This is a genomic window from Kribbella sp. NPDC054772 (genome assembly GCF_053611945.1).
Window position 1 is genome coordinate 72,343 of the sequence record NZ_JBSHBJ010000013.1, and the last position, 16,181, is coordinate 88,523.

At 70.0% G+C, this 16,181-nt stretch carries 13 protein-coding genes; 6 read left to right on the forward strand and 7 right to left on the reverse strand.

The genetic code is table 11. From position 1 onward, the window contains the following. Positions 1–160: 160 nt before the first annotated feature. The gene (locus ACWGID_RS21400; protein ID WP_452199048.1) at positions 161–988 is read right to left on the reverse strand and encodes an ML domain-containing protein; all 828 of its coding nucleotides are present in this window, start codon (positions 986–988) and stop codon (positions 161–163) included. A gap of 164 nt (positions 989–1,152) precedes the next feature. Then, entirely contained in the window at positions 1,153–3,690 is a 2,538-nt protein-coding gene (locus ACWGID_RS21405) for an ATP-binding protein (protein ID WP_452199050.1), read from the reverse strand. A gap of 100 nt (positions 3,691–3,790) precedes the next feature. Between ACWGID_RS21405 and ACWGID_RS21410 the strand changes: the two genes are divergently transcribed. Beyond that, entirely contained in the window at positions 3,791–4,426 is a 636-nt protein-coding gene (locus tag ACWGID_RS21410; protein WP_452199052.1) for a hypothetical protein, read from the forward strand. Between the two features lie 95 nt (positions 4,427–4,521). On the opposite strand, the gene ACWGID_RS21415 is transcribed toward ACWGID_RS21410, so the two are convergent. Beyond that, positions 4,522–5,520 (reverse strand): LacI family DNA-binding transcriptional regulator, encoded by a 999-nt coding sequence (locus ACWGID_RS21415; protein ID WP_452199054.1) that lies wholly within the window; start codon positions 5,518–5,520, stop codon positions 4,522–4,524. 278 nt (positions 5,521–5,798) lie between these two features. Next, entirely contained in the window at positions 5,799–7,073 is a 1,275-nt protein-coding gene (gene serS, locus ACWGID_RS21420; protein WP_452199056.1) for a serine--tRNA ligase, read from the reverse strand. A gap of 94 nt (positions 7,074–7,167) precedes the next feature. Between serS and ACWGID_RS21425 the strand changes: the two genes are divergently transcribed. Further along, complete coding sequence (locus ACWGID_RS21425) at positions 7,168–8,760, forward strand: diacylglycerol kinase family protein (RefSeq protein WP_452199058.1); 1,593 nt, start codon at positions 7,168–7,170, stop codon at positions 8,758–8,760. A gap of 137 nt (positions 8,761–8,897) precedes the next feature. Here ACWGID_RS21425 and ACWGID_RS21430 read toward each other — a convergent pair whose 3' ends face one another. Continuing rightward, the gene (locus ACWGID_RS21430) at positions 8,898–9,383 is read right to left on the reverse strand and encodes a DUF4446 family protein (protein ID WP_452199060.1); all 486 of its coding nucleotides are present in this window, start codon (positions 9,381–9,383) and stop codon (positions 8,898–8,900) included. A gap of 112 nt (positions 9,384–9,495) precedes the next feature. On the opposite strand from ACWGID_RS21430, the gene larB reads away from it, so the two are divergent. Together larB and larC are read left to right on the forward strand one after the other, a co-directional pair. Continuing rightward, entirely contained in the window at positions 9,496–10,212 is a 717-nt protein-coding gene (larB, locus tag ACWGID_RS21435) for a nickel pincer cofactor biosynthesis protein LarB (protein WP_452199062.1), read from the forward strand. Beyond that, positions 10,212–11,573 (forward strand): nickel pincer cofactor biosynthesis protein LarC, encoded by a 1,362-nt coding sequence (gene larC / locus ACWGID_RS21440; protein WP_452199064.1) that lies wholly within the window; start codon positions 10,212–10,214, stop codon positions 11,571–11,573. Before larB ends, larC begins: the two co-directional genes overlap by 1 nt. Here larC and ACWGID_RS21445 read toward each other — a convergent pair. Next, complete coding sequence (locus tag ACWGID_RS21445) at positions 11,570–13,129, reverse strand: DUF2029 domain-containing protein (protein WP_452199066.1); 1,560 nt, start codon at positions 13,127–13,129, stop codon at positions 11,570–11,572. The genes larC and ACWGID_RS21445 overlap by 4 nt on opposite strands. After that, positions 13,126–13,917, reverse strand: a complete 792-nt coding sequence (locus tag ACWGID_RS21450; RefSeq protein ID WP_452199068.1) for a glycosyltransferase family 2 protein — start codon at positions 13,915–13,917, stop codon at positions 13,126–13,128. The genes ACWGID_RS21445 and ACWGID_RS21450 overlap by 4 nt, the downstream gene beginning before the upstream one ends. A gap of 204 nt (positions 13,918–14,121) precedes the next feature. Between ACWGID_RS21450 and ACWGID_RS21455 the strand changes: the two genes are divergently transcribed. Continuing rightward, positions 14,122–14,712, forward strand: a complete 591-nt coding sequence (locus ACWGID_RS21455; RefSeq protein WP_452199070.1) for a dihydrofolate reductase family protein — start codon at positions 14,122–14,124, stop codon at positions 14,710–14,712. Between the two features lie 95 nt (positions 14,713–14,807). Then, positions 14,808–16,019 carry an arginine deiminase gene (locus tag ACWGID_RS21460; RefSeq protein WP_452199072.1) on the forward strand — a complete coding sequence of 404 codons (1,212 nt, stop codon included), beginning with the start codon at positions 14,808–14,810 and terminating at the stop codon, positions 16,017–16,019. The last annotated feature ends 162 nt before the right edge of the window (positions 16,020–16,181 follow it).

A 16,181-nucleotide genomic window follows, 5' to 3' on the forward strand; every position in this document is an offset into this window, starting at 1 on the left:
GTACGCCGAGGACGGCCTGCGGTACGCCGCCGGTACGGCGCGACTGTTCCTCGCCAGCGCGGCCTGGGGGGGGGGCGGCGCCCCCGGGCCCCCCCCGCCCAGCCCCCCCCCCCCCCCCCGGCCGTCGTGCAGTTTCAGGTCGTGCAGCTTCAGCGAGTCGTCAGCAGCGCACCATCAGCCCGGTGCGGGCCGTGCACGTCTTCGTCGCCTTGTCGTTCGCCGCTGCCGGGTCGTCCGGCGAGCTCGCGGTCCGCTGCGCCGTCGCGGTCAGCGTGCCGCTCGTGAACAGCGACGTGTTCACGGTCACCGTGCGGGTCACGCTCGCCCCACTGGCCAGCGAGGCGAAGTCGCAGTTCACCGACCGTGTGGTGCCGACCCTGGTACAGGTCGAGGCGGAGTACGACGTCGCCGGCGAGAAGGTCCCGACCACCCGGACCCCGGTCGCCGGAGCCGGCCCGTTGTTCGTCACGGTGATCGTGTACGTGATCCGCGCCGTCCCGACCATCTTGACCGCGGCGGTCATGCCCACCGCGATGTCGGCGGGCACCGGTGGCGGCGGGTCGGCGATCGTCAGCGTCGGTCCGTCGAAGGTTTCGAACGCGTAGTTCTCCCCGATGAACTGGTGCTGCACCGTGTACGTTCCGAGCGGTGCGTCGGCCTTGACCCGGAAGGTGAAGGTCACCGTCCTGGACTCGCCCGGCGCGACGTCGCCGACACCGCCACGCACGCTGGTGCCGAGCGTGTCACACGCGGTGGCCTCCGGGCAGGACAGCAGGTCGACCATCGCCGGCAGGTTCCCGTCCTTGACGTACAGGCCGGCCTTTCCGCCCGTGATCGTGAAGTCGCGGTCGTTGTACACGGTCTGCTTGATCGTGAACGTCTGTCCCCGCTCGACCGAGGCCGGGTTGACCTCGATCGAACTGGTCGGCGGAGCCGCTCCGGCGCTGGTCCCCACCGCTACCAAAGTCGCGCCGGCGACGGCCGTCACCAGCGCAGCACGAAGTAACTTCCAGGCATGCAAAATACAGCCCCCCTATATCCCCAAAGAACCCCAGACAAAACTGCCCCCACAGACCGCCGATGGCGGTTCCAGCAGTATGTAGCGGTCACCAACGGTGGTCAACCGTTCGCTATTGCACGAAAGTGCGGACTTCAGAGTGCCATTTGTTGCAGGAGATCCTCGACCCGTTCGGTGCGGCCGGCCTGCCGGTGCCGATCCCAGTCGTCGCGGGACAACGCGTCACCGACCAGTTCGAGTGCTTCCGCGAGCTCTTCGTCTCGGTAAGGATTCGGGATCTCGAGGCGTTCGCCCATCGCTTCCTCGGCGCCGAACAGCTCGGCGGCGCCGACCGGATCGCCCTGGCGGAGCAGGATGTTCATCGCGGTGTTCGAGAACGCCATCGTGAGACTCGGGCTGCCGAGCGCCAGCACCGTCGGCGTCAGGTCCCGGGCGATCTCGGTCGCCTCGTCGACGCGATCCGCGAGTGCCAGCAAGAACGCCAGGTTCTGCCCTTGGACGGCGAGCTCGTACGCGTCCCCGAGCGATTCGATGATCGTCAACGACTCGCGGAGCAGGATCTCGGCGCGCTGGAGATTCCCGAGCGCCTCCTCGACACCCGCGAGGTGGCTGAGCACCCGACTGAGCCGCCACGGGTCGTCGAGCACACGGAGCTGCTCGATCGCGGCGGCCAGTGTCGTCCGCGCCGCGTCGAGATCTCCCTGCTGGCGTTGCACGGTCCCGAGCACGGTCATCCCGAACGCGACAGCTGCCGGGTCCTCGAGCTGCCGGGCCATGTCCACGCTGCGGGTCGCGACCTCGAGCGCCTGATCCGTGTCCCCCTGGATCAGCAGCAGATTGCACAATCCACGGAGACAGGCGGCCAGCTCGGGTGAGGATGTCGTACCCGCGGCCGCGATGACGTCCTCGTGGGACCGGCGGCTCTCGGCGTGGTATCCGCCGATGACCCAGACCCAGCCGAGTGCCGCGCACAGCCGGAGACCGGTCCGTACGTCGTTGGCGGTCGCCCACGTCAGCGCTGCTCGGAAGTTGTCGAGATCGACCTCGACCTGCGCGAGTGGTGGTTCCGCCGTCGACTTCTTGATCTCCTCGAGCTGATCGGCCAGGTCCGCGTAGTACGTCGCGTGGGTGCCGTGCGTCGTCGCCGCCTCGTCCGTGGCGTGCAACTCGTCGGCTGCGAACTGCCGAGTGGTCTCCAGGAACCGGACCCGCGGGCCTTCCGGTCCCTCGGTCAGCGTGAGCAGGTTGGCGTCGGACAACTCGGCCAGGGCATCGAGCGGATCGGTGCCGGTGGCGACTTTCTCGACTGCGGTCAGGTCGGCACCGCCGGAGAAGACGGCAAGCCGACGGAAGGTGCGCCGGTCCTCGGCACTGAGCAGCTCGTACGACCAGTCGATCGTCGCGCGTAACGTGCGCTGGCGTTCCGGCATCGCGCCACTGGCGGACGCGACGTCCAGCGAGCGATCGAGTCGGGCCAGGAGCTCCGCGACGCCGAGCAGCCGGATCCTCGGCGCGCAGAGCTCGATCGCGAGCGGTAGTCCGTCGAGCCGGCGGCAGATCGCGACCACGTCGGCGGTGTTGGCGGCGGTCAACGTGAAGGTGGGCTGGACGGCCTGGGCACGCTGCACGAACAGTTGCACGGCGGCCGAATCCGCGTCGGTGACTTGGAGCGGCGTCACCGGGTGCCGGTACTCGCCGAGCAGACCGAGAGCGCGGCGGGAGGTCGCGACCAGCTTCACGTGCGCGGCGCCCGCCAGAATCTCGGCAGCGACCTTGCCGGCGGCGGGCAGTTGCTCGAGGTTGTCCAGGACGAGCAACAGACTGCGCTGGGCCAGGTAGGCGACGACCCGGCCGCGTTCCCGTGGCGGAATGTCCAGCACCTCGGCGATCGAGGTCCACAGCACGTGTTCCGACGTCGCCGCGGCGAGCGGAACGAAGTACACGCCGTTCGGAAACTTTTCCGTCATGGCGGACGCGGCGCCGATCGCCAGCCGGGACTTTCCGGAACCTCCCGGACCGGTCAGCGTGACGAGCCGTACGTCGGGCTCGGCGAGCAGACCGGTGATGCGGTCGAGGTCCTGCTCGCGGCCGAGCAACGGTGTTGACGGGGCCGGCAGGCTGGTCGCCGTACCGAGGGTCCGGGGCGGCGGAAAATCGGACGGCAGGCCCTCGATCGTGATCTGGAACAGGTGTTCCGGCTCCGGAATGTCCTTCAGATGATGCGTTCCGAGGTCTCGCAACGTGACACCGTCCGGCAACTCCGCGAGACGGCTCGTGACCGCCGAGACGACGATCTGGCCACCGTGCGCAGCGGCTCCGATCCGGGCCGCGAGGTGGACGTCCATGCCCCAGTAGTCGCCGGCGTAGACACCCGGCGTACCGGTGTGGATCCCGATCCGGACGCGCAACTGCTCGCCACCCGGCCACCGGTGGTCCGCCAGCCGGCGCTGACCGTCGACCGCCGCCCGCACCGCATCACCGGCAGTCCGGAAAACGACGAAGAAACTGTCGCCCTCGGTCCCCATCTCGGTACCGCCGTACGCCGCCCAGGCCGCGCGCAGGATCCGCCGGTGCCCTTCCAGCGCCTCGAGGTACAGGTCGCCCAACCGGCGCAGCAGCACCGTCGACCCCTCGATGTCCGAGAACACCATCGCCACCGTTCCCCCACCCATGCCGCCAGTCTCGATGGCGGGCGAAAAAACGTCGAGAGCTGGCGGCAACTTTTGCCGACCACCGGGAGTCAGATGCGGTGCGCGGCCAGGGAGGCCGCCGATGAGCAGGGGGTTCGCAGGAATGAAGCGGTTCGGGATTGTGGCGGGGGCGGTTTCCGGAGTTGCGGCGCTGGCGGGCGCGGGGGCGCTGCTGCTCGGCGGGGCGTTGCCGAGCAACGCGGCCACGGCGCAGGTGAAGACGGTTGCCGCGAGCAACAGCACGGCGGTGACCTACACGACGCGGTACTTCGACCGGTACAGCGAGGGCGCGCACGCCAGCGCGGTGCTGCCGAAGACCTGGCGCGAGGTCCAGCTGGCGAAGTTTCAGACGCGCTTCGACGACAGCGCCAACAACCGGATGATCCGGTTCGACATCACGTACAACTACAACATCAGCACCGTCACGGCGCTGAACCGCAAGATCGCCGCGCTCAAGGGCACCCGCGGTCTGCACATCGTCGGTACGTCGACCGTCGCGATGCGGTCGACCCGGAACCAGGGCCGGCTGCAGGTGAGCACCGTCGTCTACACCTACCGCAGCGGTAACACCACCCGCTGGGTCGCGACCCGGTACGTCGGCCAGCAGGGCGGCAGCAACGCCGAGGTCGAGATCTCGGTGGCCGGATCGCCGGCCCAGAGCAAGGTGCTCGGCGCGGTGATCAACAACGCGACGGTCTCGCTCGCACTGGCGGGCTGACTCGAACGCTGGGGGGCGTTCGTTGCGGTACGCAAGGATAAATCCCGATCTGCATGATGCCGGTGGCGCGAGCCACCGGCATCATTCGTTTGCAGTTAGCTGATCCCGGTTGTGCTTTCGCGGACGACCAGGCTGAACGGGGCCTGGAGACGGACCGGCTCCGCACCCGGTTGCTGGTCGCGCAGCGCCTGCAGAGCCAGCCGGGCGATCGCGACCCGGTCCGGCGCGACCGTGGTCAGAGTCGGCAGCGTGGCGAGGTCGTACGGGATGTCGTCGAAACCGACCACTGCGACATCCTGCGGTACGCGCAAACCACGCAGTACCAAGGCCCGGATCGCACCCATCGCCAGCCAGTCGGTGGCCGCGAAGATCGCGTCCGGGGCGGGGTTTCCCGAGTCCAGCCACTCGCCGAGCGTGCGCTCCGCGTCCTGACCGCGGAGCCCGCCGGTCGGCAGTACGACGTCCTCGTCGACCGGGAGCCCGGCGTCGGCGATCGCGTCGCGGTACCCGTTGATCCGCTCGTCCTCCATGCCGGGGCCGGGCGCCAGCGCCATCACCTGCCGCCTGCCGAGTGCCAGCAGGTGCTCGGTCGCGACCCGACCGGCCTCACGGTTGTCGATCCCGACGTGATCGGCGTCGAACTGCGCCGCGGCCTTCTCACCGAGCATCACCAGCGGCAACGCTGGATCGCGACCCGAGACGTCCTCGGCGGTCAGGCCGAGCGGACTCATCACGATTCCGTCCAGCCGCGCCGGGTGCCGCTCGGTGAGCAGCGCCAGCTCGGTCTCGCGGCGGCCGCCGGTCTGGTGGAACTGCACGATCCACCCGTACGCCTCGGCCGCGTCGAGCATCCGCGCCGCGAGCGAGGCGAAGTACGGCCGATCGAGCTGCGGTACGGCGAGCGCGATCACACCGCTGCGGCCCTGCGCCAGGTTGCGGGCCGCGATGTTCGGCCGGTAGCCGAGCTTGTCGATCGCGGCCAGCACCCGCTGCCGGGTCTCCTCGCGGACGTGCTCGGCCCCGTTGACGACGTTCGACACCGTCTTCATCGACACCCCGGCCGCCTCCGCGACATCGGTCAAGCGAGGCCTCATGGGCGTAAGCATGTCATGGGCCGAAGAGCGCGAGCAGCTAGGTCATGGGGCCTCCCGGCCTGGACCGAGGAGCGCAGGGAGCGCGGTCGCGGGGTCCCCGGTCTGGACTGAGGAGCGCAGGGAGCGCAGCGACTGGAGCGACGAGGGAAGACCGGGAACCAGACCCCGCGACCTGCCGCGCGCCAGCGCGGCATCGAGCACAGCGACTGGAGCGACGAGGGAAGGCCGGGAGTTACAGCCCCATGACCCGCCACGACGGAGTCGTGGCATCAGTGCCGTCATTTGGCGACCGGCTCGAGAACCTCGCGGCCACCGACGTACGGCCGCAGGGCGGTCGGCACGCGGACCGAGCCGTCGGCCAGCTGGTGCGTCTCCAGGATCGCGACGAGCCAGCGGGTGGTCGCCAGCGTCCCGTTCAGGGTCGCGACCGCCTGCGTCTTGCCCTCGGCGTCCTTGTGCCGGATGTTCAGCCGGCGGGCCTGGAAGTCCGTGCAGTTAGACGTCGAGGTCAGCTCCCGGTACCGGCCCTGCGTCGGCACCCACGCCTCGCAGTCGAACTTCCGGTACGCCGAGATGCCGAGATCGCCCGTGGCGGTATCGATCACCCGGTAGCTCAGCTCCATCTTGTCGAGCATCTCCTTCTCCCAGGCCAGCAGCCGCAGGTGCTCGGCGGGCGCGTCCTCGAGGCTGCAGTAGGAGAACATCTCGACCTTGTCGAACTGGTGGACGCGGATGATCCCGCGGGTGTCCTTCCCGTGCGACCCGGCTTCCTTGCGGTAGCACGACGACCACCCGGCGTACCGGACCGGACCGTTGGACAGGTCGATGATCTCGTCCATGTGGTAGCCGGCCAGCGCGACCTCCGACGTACCCGTCAGGTAGAGCTCGGGGTCCTCGAGGCGGTAGACGTCGTCGTGCGCCGACAGGTAGCCGGTGCCGCCCATCACCTCGGGCTTGACCAGGGTCGGGGTGATCATCGGGGTGAAGCCGTTCTCGACCGCCTGCTGGACGGCCAGCTGCAGCATGCCGAGCTGGAGCAGCATGCCGACGCCCTTGAGGAAGTAGAACCGCGAGCCCGAGATCTTCGCGCCGCGCTCCATGTCGATCGCGCCGAGCAGCTCACCAAGCGCGAGGTGGTCGCGGGGCTCGAAGCCTTCGGCGGCGAAGTCGCGCGGCTTGCCAACCTCCTCGACCACGACGAAGTCGTCCTCGCCGCCGACCGGGGCCTCGTCGGAGACCAGGTTCGGCAGCGCGCGGGCCAGCTCGTCGAAGCGGTTCCCGGCCGCGTTCGCGGCGGCCTCGTTGGCCTTCACCTCGGCAGCCAGCGTCTTGGTGCGCTCGAGCAGCGCGGTCCGGTCGTCCCCCTTGGCCTGGGCGACCTGCTTGCCGAGCGTCTTCTGCTCGGCCCGGAGCGCCTCGAAGGCGGAGATGGACGATCGACGCTCCCCGTCGGCCACCAGGATCTGGTCGACCAGGTCCGTACTTTCGCCGCGCTTGGTCAGGGCAGCCCGGACGACGTCGGGGTTCTCACGGAGCAGTTTCGCGTCAATCACACGACGAGGGTATCGGGGCGTGTCTGCGGCGGCGAAGTCTATTCGGGATGATGTGGTGTGAACAGCCGATCGTCGAGGGGGATCTGAGCGGGCGATGAACCACCACCCACCCAGTCCGGTCGGCCGTGCGCTCACGGTCGTTCTGGGTGCGCTGCCGTTCACCGTGATCACCCTGCTGGTCTTCGAGCACTGGTCACCGCTGGCCCGCTGGGACCAGTCGGTCGCCGCCCGCGCCGCGTCGTACGGCGCCGCGCACGAGAGCGTCGTCGACTTCTGGCAGGTCGTCGGGGCCGTCGTCCTGCCCTGGACGTCGCGGGCGGTGATCGTGATCGTGGCGGCGTACCTGTGGCAGCGCCGGGCCCGGTTGCTGACGTTCTGGCTGCTCACCTCGGCGGTCGCGGAGCTGGTTCTGGTCCAGGTGGTCAAGGCGATCTTCGAGCGCGATCGGCCGGCGGGGATGCTGGTCGAGACCAGCGGCTTCTCGTATGTCTCGGGTCACGCGACGGCCGCGTTCGTGATGGCGGGCGCGCTGGGGGTCGTGCTGCCGTCGGTGCGGGGCTGGCGGCGGCGGTTCCGGCTGCTGGTGCTGCTGCCGGTGCTCCTGGTGGTCTGGATCGCGTCCGCGGACCGGATCGCGCTGAACGTGCACTACGTGTCGGACGTGCTCGGCGGCTGGGCGCTCGGGCTGGCGATCCTGACCGCGACCTCGATCGGGTTCGGGCTGCGTGCGGGCCTGCGCCGGCGCCGCCGCCGTACCCCGTCCGACGGCGACGGTACGACGGCTCCGCCGCGGGCCGCGGTGATCGTGAACCCGATCAAGGTCGGCGACGGGGTCGCGTTCCGCCGCAAGGTGACCCGGGCGCTCGCGGTCCGCGGGTACGACGATCCGCTCTGGCTCGAGACCCGCGAGGACGACGCCGGTAACGCGATGGCGAAGCAGGCGATCGAGAACGAATCGGATCTCGTCCTGGTCGCGGGCGGCGACGGCACGGTCCGCGTGGTGTGCTCGGCGCTCGCGCACACCGGGATCCCGGTCGGCGTGATTCCGGCCGGGACGGGGAACCTGCTCGCGCGGAACCTGCACATTCCTCTGGACCTGGATGATGCGCTGGAGCGGATCCTGGAAGGGCGGGACCGGCGGATCGACCTGGTCCGGGTGTACGGCGACGAGCTGGACACCGACCGGTTCGCGGTGATGGCCGGGCTGGGGCTGGACGCCGCGATCATCTCGGACGCGCCGCCGCACCTGAAGAAGCAGATCGGGTGGACGGCGTACCTGGTGTCGGCGGCGAAGAACATCAACCACCCGTCGGTGCGGGTCCAGCTCACCATCGACGACGCGGAGCCGATCGAGCGTCGGGTCCGGACCGTCGTGGTCGGCAACGTCGGGATGTTGCAGGCGAACATCCCACTGCTCCCGAATGCCCGCCCAGACGACGGCCTGCTGGACGTCGTGGTGATCGCGCCCCGCCGGGTGACCCAGTGGCCGATCGTCGTCTGGCGCCTGATGACCCGCACCAACCGCACCGACATGTACCTGGAACGCTTCACCGGCCGAAAGGTCGAGATCCACGCCGCCGTCGACGTCCAACGCCAACTCGACGGAGACCCCATCGGCCCCGGCCGCTACCTGGTCTCCGAGATAGAACCCGGCGCCCTCACCGCCCGAGTCCCCAAACGCCGCTGAACAATCGGCATCTCGACAGGAGGTGTCGGCTTTCCCGCCCGCTCGCCACGCTCACGGCGGCAGGCATCAGGCCCGATCCCGAGCACACATCCTGTCGAGCTGCCGTTTTTCCTCCGGCGCAGGCCCGGGCGGGGTGGTCAGTCGACCGTTGGGCCCGACTCTTTGTGGAGGGTGTCGATGGCTTCTTGTTCTTCGGGGGAGAGTTTGGACTCGCTGGTGAAGGAGCGGATTTCCTTCGCGTAGGTGCGGGCGTCGGCGCGGCTGTTGATGGAGGTGAGGACGACGCCGTCGCCGTTGCTGTCCAGGATCGCCATCGACCAGGAGAGCTTGCCGCCGGTGTCGCCGAACGCGTCGTACCGGACGACGGCGAGGTGCTGCAGCGTTTCCTTCAGCTCGCCGCGGGTGGCGTCGAGTTCCTTGCCGAGTCTGCGCAGCTCGGACTTCACCGTGCCGGGTTTCGCCTCGGGTTGCTCCGGCTGCGGGGCCGGATCCGGGAGTGCGGCGGGTGAGACCTGGTCCGACGTGTCAGTCCGGGCCCGGAGGGCCTGGATCGCGAACACCAGGGCAAGCACCGCCACGAACAGGGCGGCGACCCCGAAGGCACCGGCTAACGTCGAAGACACGCACGAGAGCCTAAGGCATGTGGTGTTATACCTGAGTATTCAAGCGATTGCACAGCGTGTGGTCGACGGGACGGATGCGGTACCTCGGGCCGCGGCAACGTAGATTCGCGGCGTGACACATTTGCCTGATCAGGGTCCACAACCGGGCGTCCACGACCTCGGCTACGCCCGCCTCGACACCGACCGGCTGGAGCGCACCGGCGACGCCGAAGTCGTCTACGGCGCCGGTAAGACGCCGTCTCAGGTGGTGGAACTGCTCCGCACACTGCACGCCACGCACCCGGATCACGCCGTACTGGCGACCCGGCTGACCGACGAGGCGCAGGAGGCGGTGACCGCGGCGCTTCCGGAGGCGGTCGTCGACCCGGTCGGGCGTACGGCGGTCCTCGGCGAGCCGGGCTCCCTGCGCGGGCGGGTCGCGGTCGTGGCGGCCGGTACGTCGGATGCGCCGGTGGCGGCCGAGGCGGCGACGACGGCCCGGGTGTTCGGGGCCGAGGTCGAGATGATCACGGACGTCGGCGTCGCGGGGCTGCACCGGATCCTCGGGGTCCGTGAGCGGCTGGACGCGGCGGACTGCCTGATCGTGGTCGCCGGGATGGAGGGCGCGCTCCCGAGCGTCGTCGGCGGGCTGGTCGGCGTACCGCTGGTCGCGGTGCCGACCTCGGTCGGGTACGGCGCTTCGTTCGGCGGGCTGGCCGCGCTGCTCGGGATGCTGAACTCGTGCGCGCCCGGTGTCTCGGTCGTGAACATCGACAACGGGTTCGGTGCCGGGGTCTTCGCGGCCCGGGTGGCGCGTCGTTCGGTGCCGCGCGAGACGAAGGACGCCTGATGCGCACCGCGTGGCTCGACTGCTCCGCCGGCGCCTCCGGCGACATGCTCCTCGGCGCCTTCCTCTCGGCCGGCGCCGACCTCGCCTACGTGAACGCGGCGGTCGCCGCCGTCGACCCGTCGCTCGCCGTCGCAGTCGCCCCAACCGCCCGCCACCAGATCGCCGCCACCAAGGCATCGGTCGAGGTCAACGGCACGCCACACCCGGAGAACTTCCCCGACGCCGGGCATGGTCACGGTCACGACGACGCCGCAGGTCACGGGCACGGGCACGGCCACGCGGGCGACGAGCAGGACGCCGGGCACGGGCACGGCCACGCGAGTGACGCGGAAGGCGCCGGGCACGGGCACGACGGGCAGGGGTCTTCCTCGCAGCACACGCATTCGGGGCCGACGCGGGCTTGGGCTGAGGTTCGGCGGTTGCTCGAGGAGGCGGCGCTGGACGAGCCGGTGCGGGCTCGCGCGCTCGACACGTTCGGGCGATTGGCTCGGGCCGAGGCGGCTGCTCACGGAGTGGATCCGGAGACGGTGCACTTCCACGAGGTCGGCGCGCTGGATGCGATCGCGGACATCGTCGGGGTCGCGGCGGCCGCGGTGAGTCTCGGGCTGGAGCGGGTCGTGGTGTCGACCATCGCGCTGGGCGGTGGGACGCAGGTCCGCGGGCAGCACGGTGGCATCCCGATTCCCGGCCCCGCGGTCCTGCACCTGGTGGCCGAGGCCGAAGCGCCGGTGATCGGCGGTACGGCGCCGTACGAGATGACCACGCCGACCGGGGCCGCGCTGCTCGCCACGCTGGCTGACGAGTACGGGATGATGCCGCCGATGCGCGTCAGCACGACCGGTGTCGGCGCCGGCGGGCGGGACCCGGTGGAGGTGCCGAACATCCTCCGCGTCATCGTCGGCGAGTCCACCGACCGCCCCGCGACCGAGCTGGTCTACGAGACGAACGTCGACGACCTCGACCCGCGGTTGTGGCCGCAGATCCTCGCGAAGCTGCTGGCCGCCGGTGCCGCCGACGCCTGGCTGACACCGATCCTGATGAAGAAGGGCCGCCCGGCCCACACCCTGTCGGTCCTGGTCACGGGCAAGAACGCGGCCGCGGTACGTCGGGTGATCCTCACCGAGACGACCGCGATCGGCCTGCGCGAGTACCCGATCAGCAAGCACGCCGCCGACCGCGAGTTCACCACGATCAAGCTCGACGGCACCTCGATCAGCGTGAAGATCGCCAGGTACGACGGTCAGGTGGTCAACGTGCAACCGGAGTACGACGACGTGGTCGCCGCCGCCACCGAACTCGGCCAACCGGTCAAACTCGTCCTGGCCCGCGCGATCGCCGCCGCCGAGTCCCTCTGGAGCTAGTGCGCCTCGGCGGCCTTCTGTGGGACTGGCTTCGGTTTGCGCCGGGGCCAGTCGTAGGGCCACCACTGGGCGCCGTTGCGGCGGGCCCAGACGATCAACGCGATCAGCACGCCCAGCTCGATCGCCGGGCAGATCGTGTCCCGCAGGCGCGCGCTGAAGAACTCCAGCGAGTCCGAGAGGCTCGCCGCGACCTGTCGCGCGTTCGGGTCCCGGCCGGGGACGTAGGCGATCGCGAGCATCGTCGTACGCACGACCATCAGTCCGTCGACCTTGGACGCGGCGACCGCGGCGAGGGCGACCCAGGCGATCACGTCGTACCAGGGCAGGGAGTACATCGCGGTGAGGACCCAGGCGATCGCGTAGATCGCGGTGTAGCGGATCGCGGCCGGGGTCGGGTCGTCGGGATGCGTTTGGGGCACCAACGACTTCGGCATCACCTGGGTGAGGAGGATCGCGACCACGATCAGCCCGACCCACGCGAGGATCGCCAGGACGGTCCGCACCAGGCCGTTCGGCAGGAACAGCGTGAAGAAGCTCAGCAGCACCTTGTGCGGCGTGCCCGTGGAGATGAACGACGTCTGCGACCGCGCCTGCTGGAACGCCTGCAGACCGACGATCGCGTACAGCCCGCCCATCGCGAGCGCACCACCACCGCAGAACCAGATGCACTTGCGGCGGTCGGCCCGCAGCGCCCACAGCATCGCGACGCCGACCAGGCCGATGGACAGCTTCGTGCAGCCCGCGACGCCGAGCATGATCCCGGCCAGGAACACGTGCCGCCGGAACAGCACCAGCGCGATCACCGCGAACATCACCGCGATCGCGTCGTTGTGCGCGCCCGCGAGAACGGCCCAGAGCAGCAACGGGTTCGCCAGGCTGAGCATGATCACTCGCCGACGGGCCGGCAGGTCCTTGCCGACCAGCTTCAGCAGCAGTAGCCCGGTGACGACCAGGCTGATCGCGACCGACAGCTGCAGCATCCAGACGGTGAGCTGCGCGGAGTTGCCACCGATCACCGACGAGAGCCACTGGATCCACGTCGCGATCGGCCCGTACACGCTGCGCGCGCCCTGCCACGGCCGCTCGGTCGCGGCGATCACCGGGTCGTACCCGAGCCGGATGGTGTCCGCCGGCGACGCCGTGTACGGGTCGCCGCCGAGCGACATGATCCGCCCGTACGCCGCATAGATCAGGACGTCGCCCGAGGCCATCGGGGGTACCAACGTGACGGCCGCCGTCGTACCGATGCCCAGGGCAATCAAACGGTCGATGCGCGGGGCCCAGCCGTGTTTCAGGGCCTTGGTGGCGAGATAGACGCCGTACCCGCCGAGCAGGATCGCGACGTAGATCATCACCGATACGAGCCAGTCGTTCGGCTTGGTGGTGAACCAGTACGACGGGAGCCACGAGTGCCGACCGGTCAGCGTCAGCACGACCACGGACGGACCGAGCAGCCCGACCGCGACGATCAGCGCCGTACACGCGAGGTAGAGAGCGACGGCGCGGCGACCGTACTTCCGGCCGAGCTCGACGTCGGGCGCGTCAGCAGTGCTCATTGCGCGGTCTTCCGCGGGAACAGACTGCGCAGCGACGGCCCACCACCGTCCGCGGGCAGCGCACTGCGGGCGGCGAGCGCACGACGGACGTGCAGGTACTGCTTCGCGCGGTGCAGTTGGCCGCGCAGATCCGTCCCGGTCGCGCGGTGCCGGACCTCGATCGGCACCTCGACGATCCGGAAGCCCTTCCGCCCCAGGTCGATCGTCAGCGCGGTCTCGACCCCGAACCCGGCGGCCAGCGGTACGGCGGAGTCGAACGCGGCCCGGGTCAGACAGCGCTGGCCGGACAGCGGCTGCTCCGGCGCCCAGCCGGTCGCCTCCTGGATCCCGGCCCGCGCGAGGCGCACCACGAACCCGTGACCGCCGGCCTTCGAGCCGTCGGTGCGGACCTGGGCCGGCAGCGTCCCGATGGTCATGTCCGCGCGCCCGGTCTGCACGGGCTGGATCAGCGGGCCCGCCGCGGTCGCCGTGTCGGTGAGGTCGGCGTCGAGGAACAGCAGGTGCCGCGGCCGGGCTCCGTCGCGCTCCGCGACCGCGGCCGCGCCGGTCTCCATCGCGGCGGCCTTCCCGCGGTTGCGCTCGTGCCGGACCACTACGGCTCCGGCGCGCGTGGCGGATTCCGCCGTACCGTCGCTGGAGCCGTCGTCGACGACCACGACCAGGTCGACACCGATGATCTTGTGCACCGCGTCGACGGTCGCCGCGATCCGCTCGGCCTCGTCCTTCGCCGGGATCACGCAGGCGACGGCACGCTCGAACGGTTCGGAGGACAATTCATCACCGGGCACAGCACCGCAGCCTAGTTCCTCTCCAGCCGATCGACCTCGTCCGTACCGTCCACCTGTGGATATTCGTCCTTTCGTACGACGGCCCGGTCAGCCAGGCGGGTCGCGGATATCAGCCAGGTGGCAGATGTTCCGGTCCGCCCGCGGCGGCAGGATTTCTGGTGTCAGGCCGATGCAGCGGCCGACCCGAACCGAAGGGGTACCGAAATGACTCGCACAGTGACCGCCAACATCTCGCTCTCGCTCGACGGCCGGGTGAACGGACCGGGCGGGGACTTCGACATGGGCTGGATCGTGCCGCACGCGATCACCGAGGGTGCCCGCGACCACATGCTCCGGGTGACCGAGCCGGCCACCACCGTGCTGCTCGGCCGGAAGAACTACCAGGGCTTCGGCGGCTTCTGGCCGGCGGTGGCCGATGACGAGACCGCGGCACCGCAGGACCGGGCCTTCTCACGCTGGCTGAACGAGACCGACAAGGTGGTCTTCTCGACGACGCTGACCGACGCCCCCTGGCAGAACTCCCGGATCGCCGAGGGCGAGCCCGCGGACGTGGTCAAGGAGCTGCGCGGCCAGGAGGACGGCGACATCATCGTGCTGGCCAGCTCCAGCGTGATCCGCGCGCTGCTGGCCGCGGACGAGGTCGACCGGCTGAGCATCACCCTGGACCCCGAGCTGGTCGGCGGCGGCGCCCGGCTGTTCGAGGACGGGCTGCCGGCCACGTCGTGGAAGCTGACCGACGCGACGCCGACCGAGTCCGGCGCGCTCTGCCTGCTCTACGACCGCGTGCGCTCCTGAAGTTGGCACTCCGGGGCATATTGTCGGACAATCAGACAGATTGGGCGGACTGTGCCGTAGCGTGGAAGACCACGACCGGAAGAAGGGCTGGGCGGATGACCGAGACGGGCGGAGTCAAGGCGTACGGCGTCGACGGCGAGGTCGGCCCGCTGCGCACGGTGATGCTGCACCGGCCGGGCAACGAGCTCCGTCGGCTCACCCCGCGGAACAACGACAAACTGCTGTTCGACGGCATCCCCTGGGTCGGTCGGGCGCAGGACGAGCACGACGCGTTCGCCCAGGCCCTCCGGGACCGTGACGTCGAGGTGCTGTACCTCGGCGACCTGCTGACGGAGGCGCTCAACGATCCCGAGGCCCGGGCGCGGGCTGTCGCGGGCGCCATCGAGGACCTCCGCCTCGGCGACACCCTGCGCGACTACCTGCGGGCGTCTCTCGGTGCGCTCGATCCGGCCGCGCTGGCCGAGGCGTTGATGGCCGGCGTACGGAACGACGAGGTGCGCGTGGGCGGGCTGGTGACGTCGCTGCTGGCGCACGAGGACTTCCTGATCGACCCGCTGCCGAACCTGCTCTTCACCCGGGACTCCAGCGTCTGGATCCGGGACTCGATCGCGGTCACCTCACTGGCGATGCCGGCCCGGATGCGCGAGACGCAGCTGACCGAGCTGATCTACACGTTCCACCCGCGGTTCGCGAGCGCCGACAAGGTGTACGACCACCAGTTGGAGCACGTGGAGGGCGGGGACGTACTGGCGCTCGGTCCCGGCGTTCTCGCGGTCGGTGTGGGCGAACGGACGACTCCGGCCGGTGTGGAGCGGTTGGCGCAGCGGGTGTTCGAGAAACGGCTGGCGCACACCGTGCTCGCCGTACCGATCGCGCAGCAGCGGGCGACGATGCATCTCGACACCGTGTGCACGATGGTCGACACCGACGCCGTACTGATGTATCCGAACATGGCCGAGGAGATGCGGGCGCTGGCGGTCACCACCGACGGCGCCGAGCTGCATGTGGCGGAGCCGGAGCCGTTCCTGGTCGCGGCGGCAAAGGCACTCGGCATCGACACGCTGCGCCGGATCGACACCGGGCTGGACCCGGTAACGGCCGAGCGGGAGCAGTGGGACGACGGGAACAACACCCTGGCGGTCGCGCCGCGCGTGTGCATCGCGTACGAACGGACCGTGGAGACGAACGCACGACTCGAGGAGTCCGGGATCGAGGTCATCCGGATCTCCGGCTCCGAGCTCGGCTCGGGCCGCGGCGGACCGCGCTGTATGTCGTGCCCGGTACTGCGGGCACCGGTGGGCGCGTAAGCCCAACGACACGCGGAGTGAAATCGGGGCTTGTGGCCCGGCATCATCCTGAGTACTCTTCATGCCTAGGCCCAGGCCCTGTTGCTCCCCCGTCAGCAGGACTTGGGCCGTCCACGTTCCACGGTGAGATCGAGCCAGTTGGCCTAGACCACTGTGGGTGAA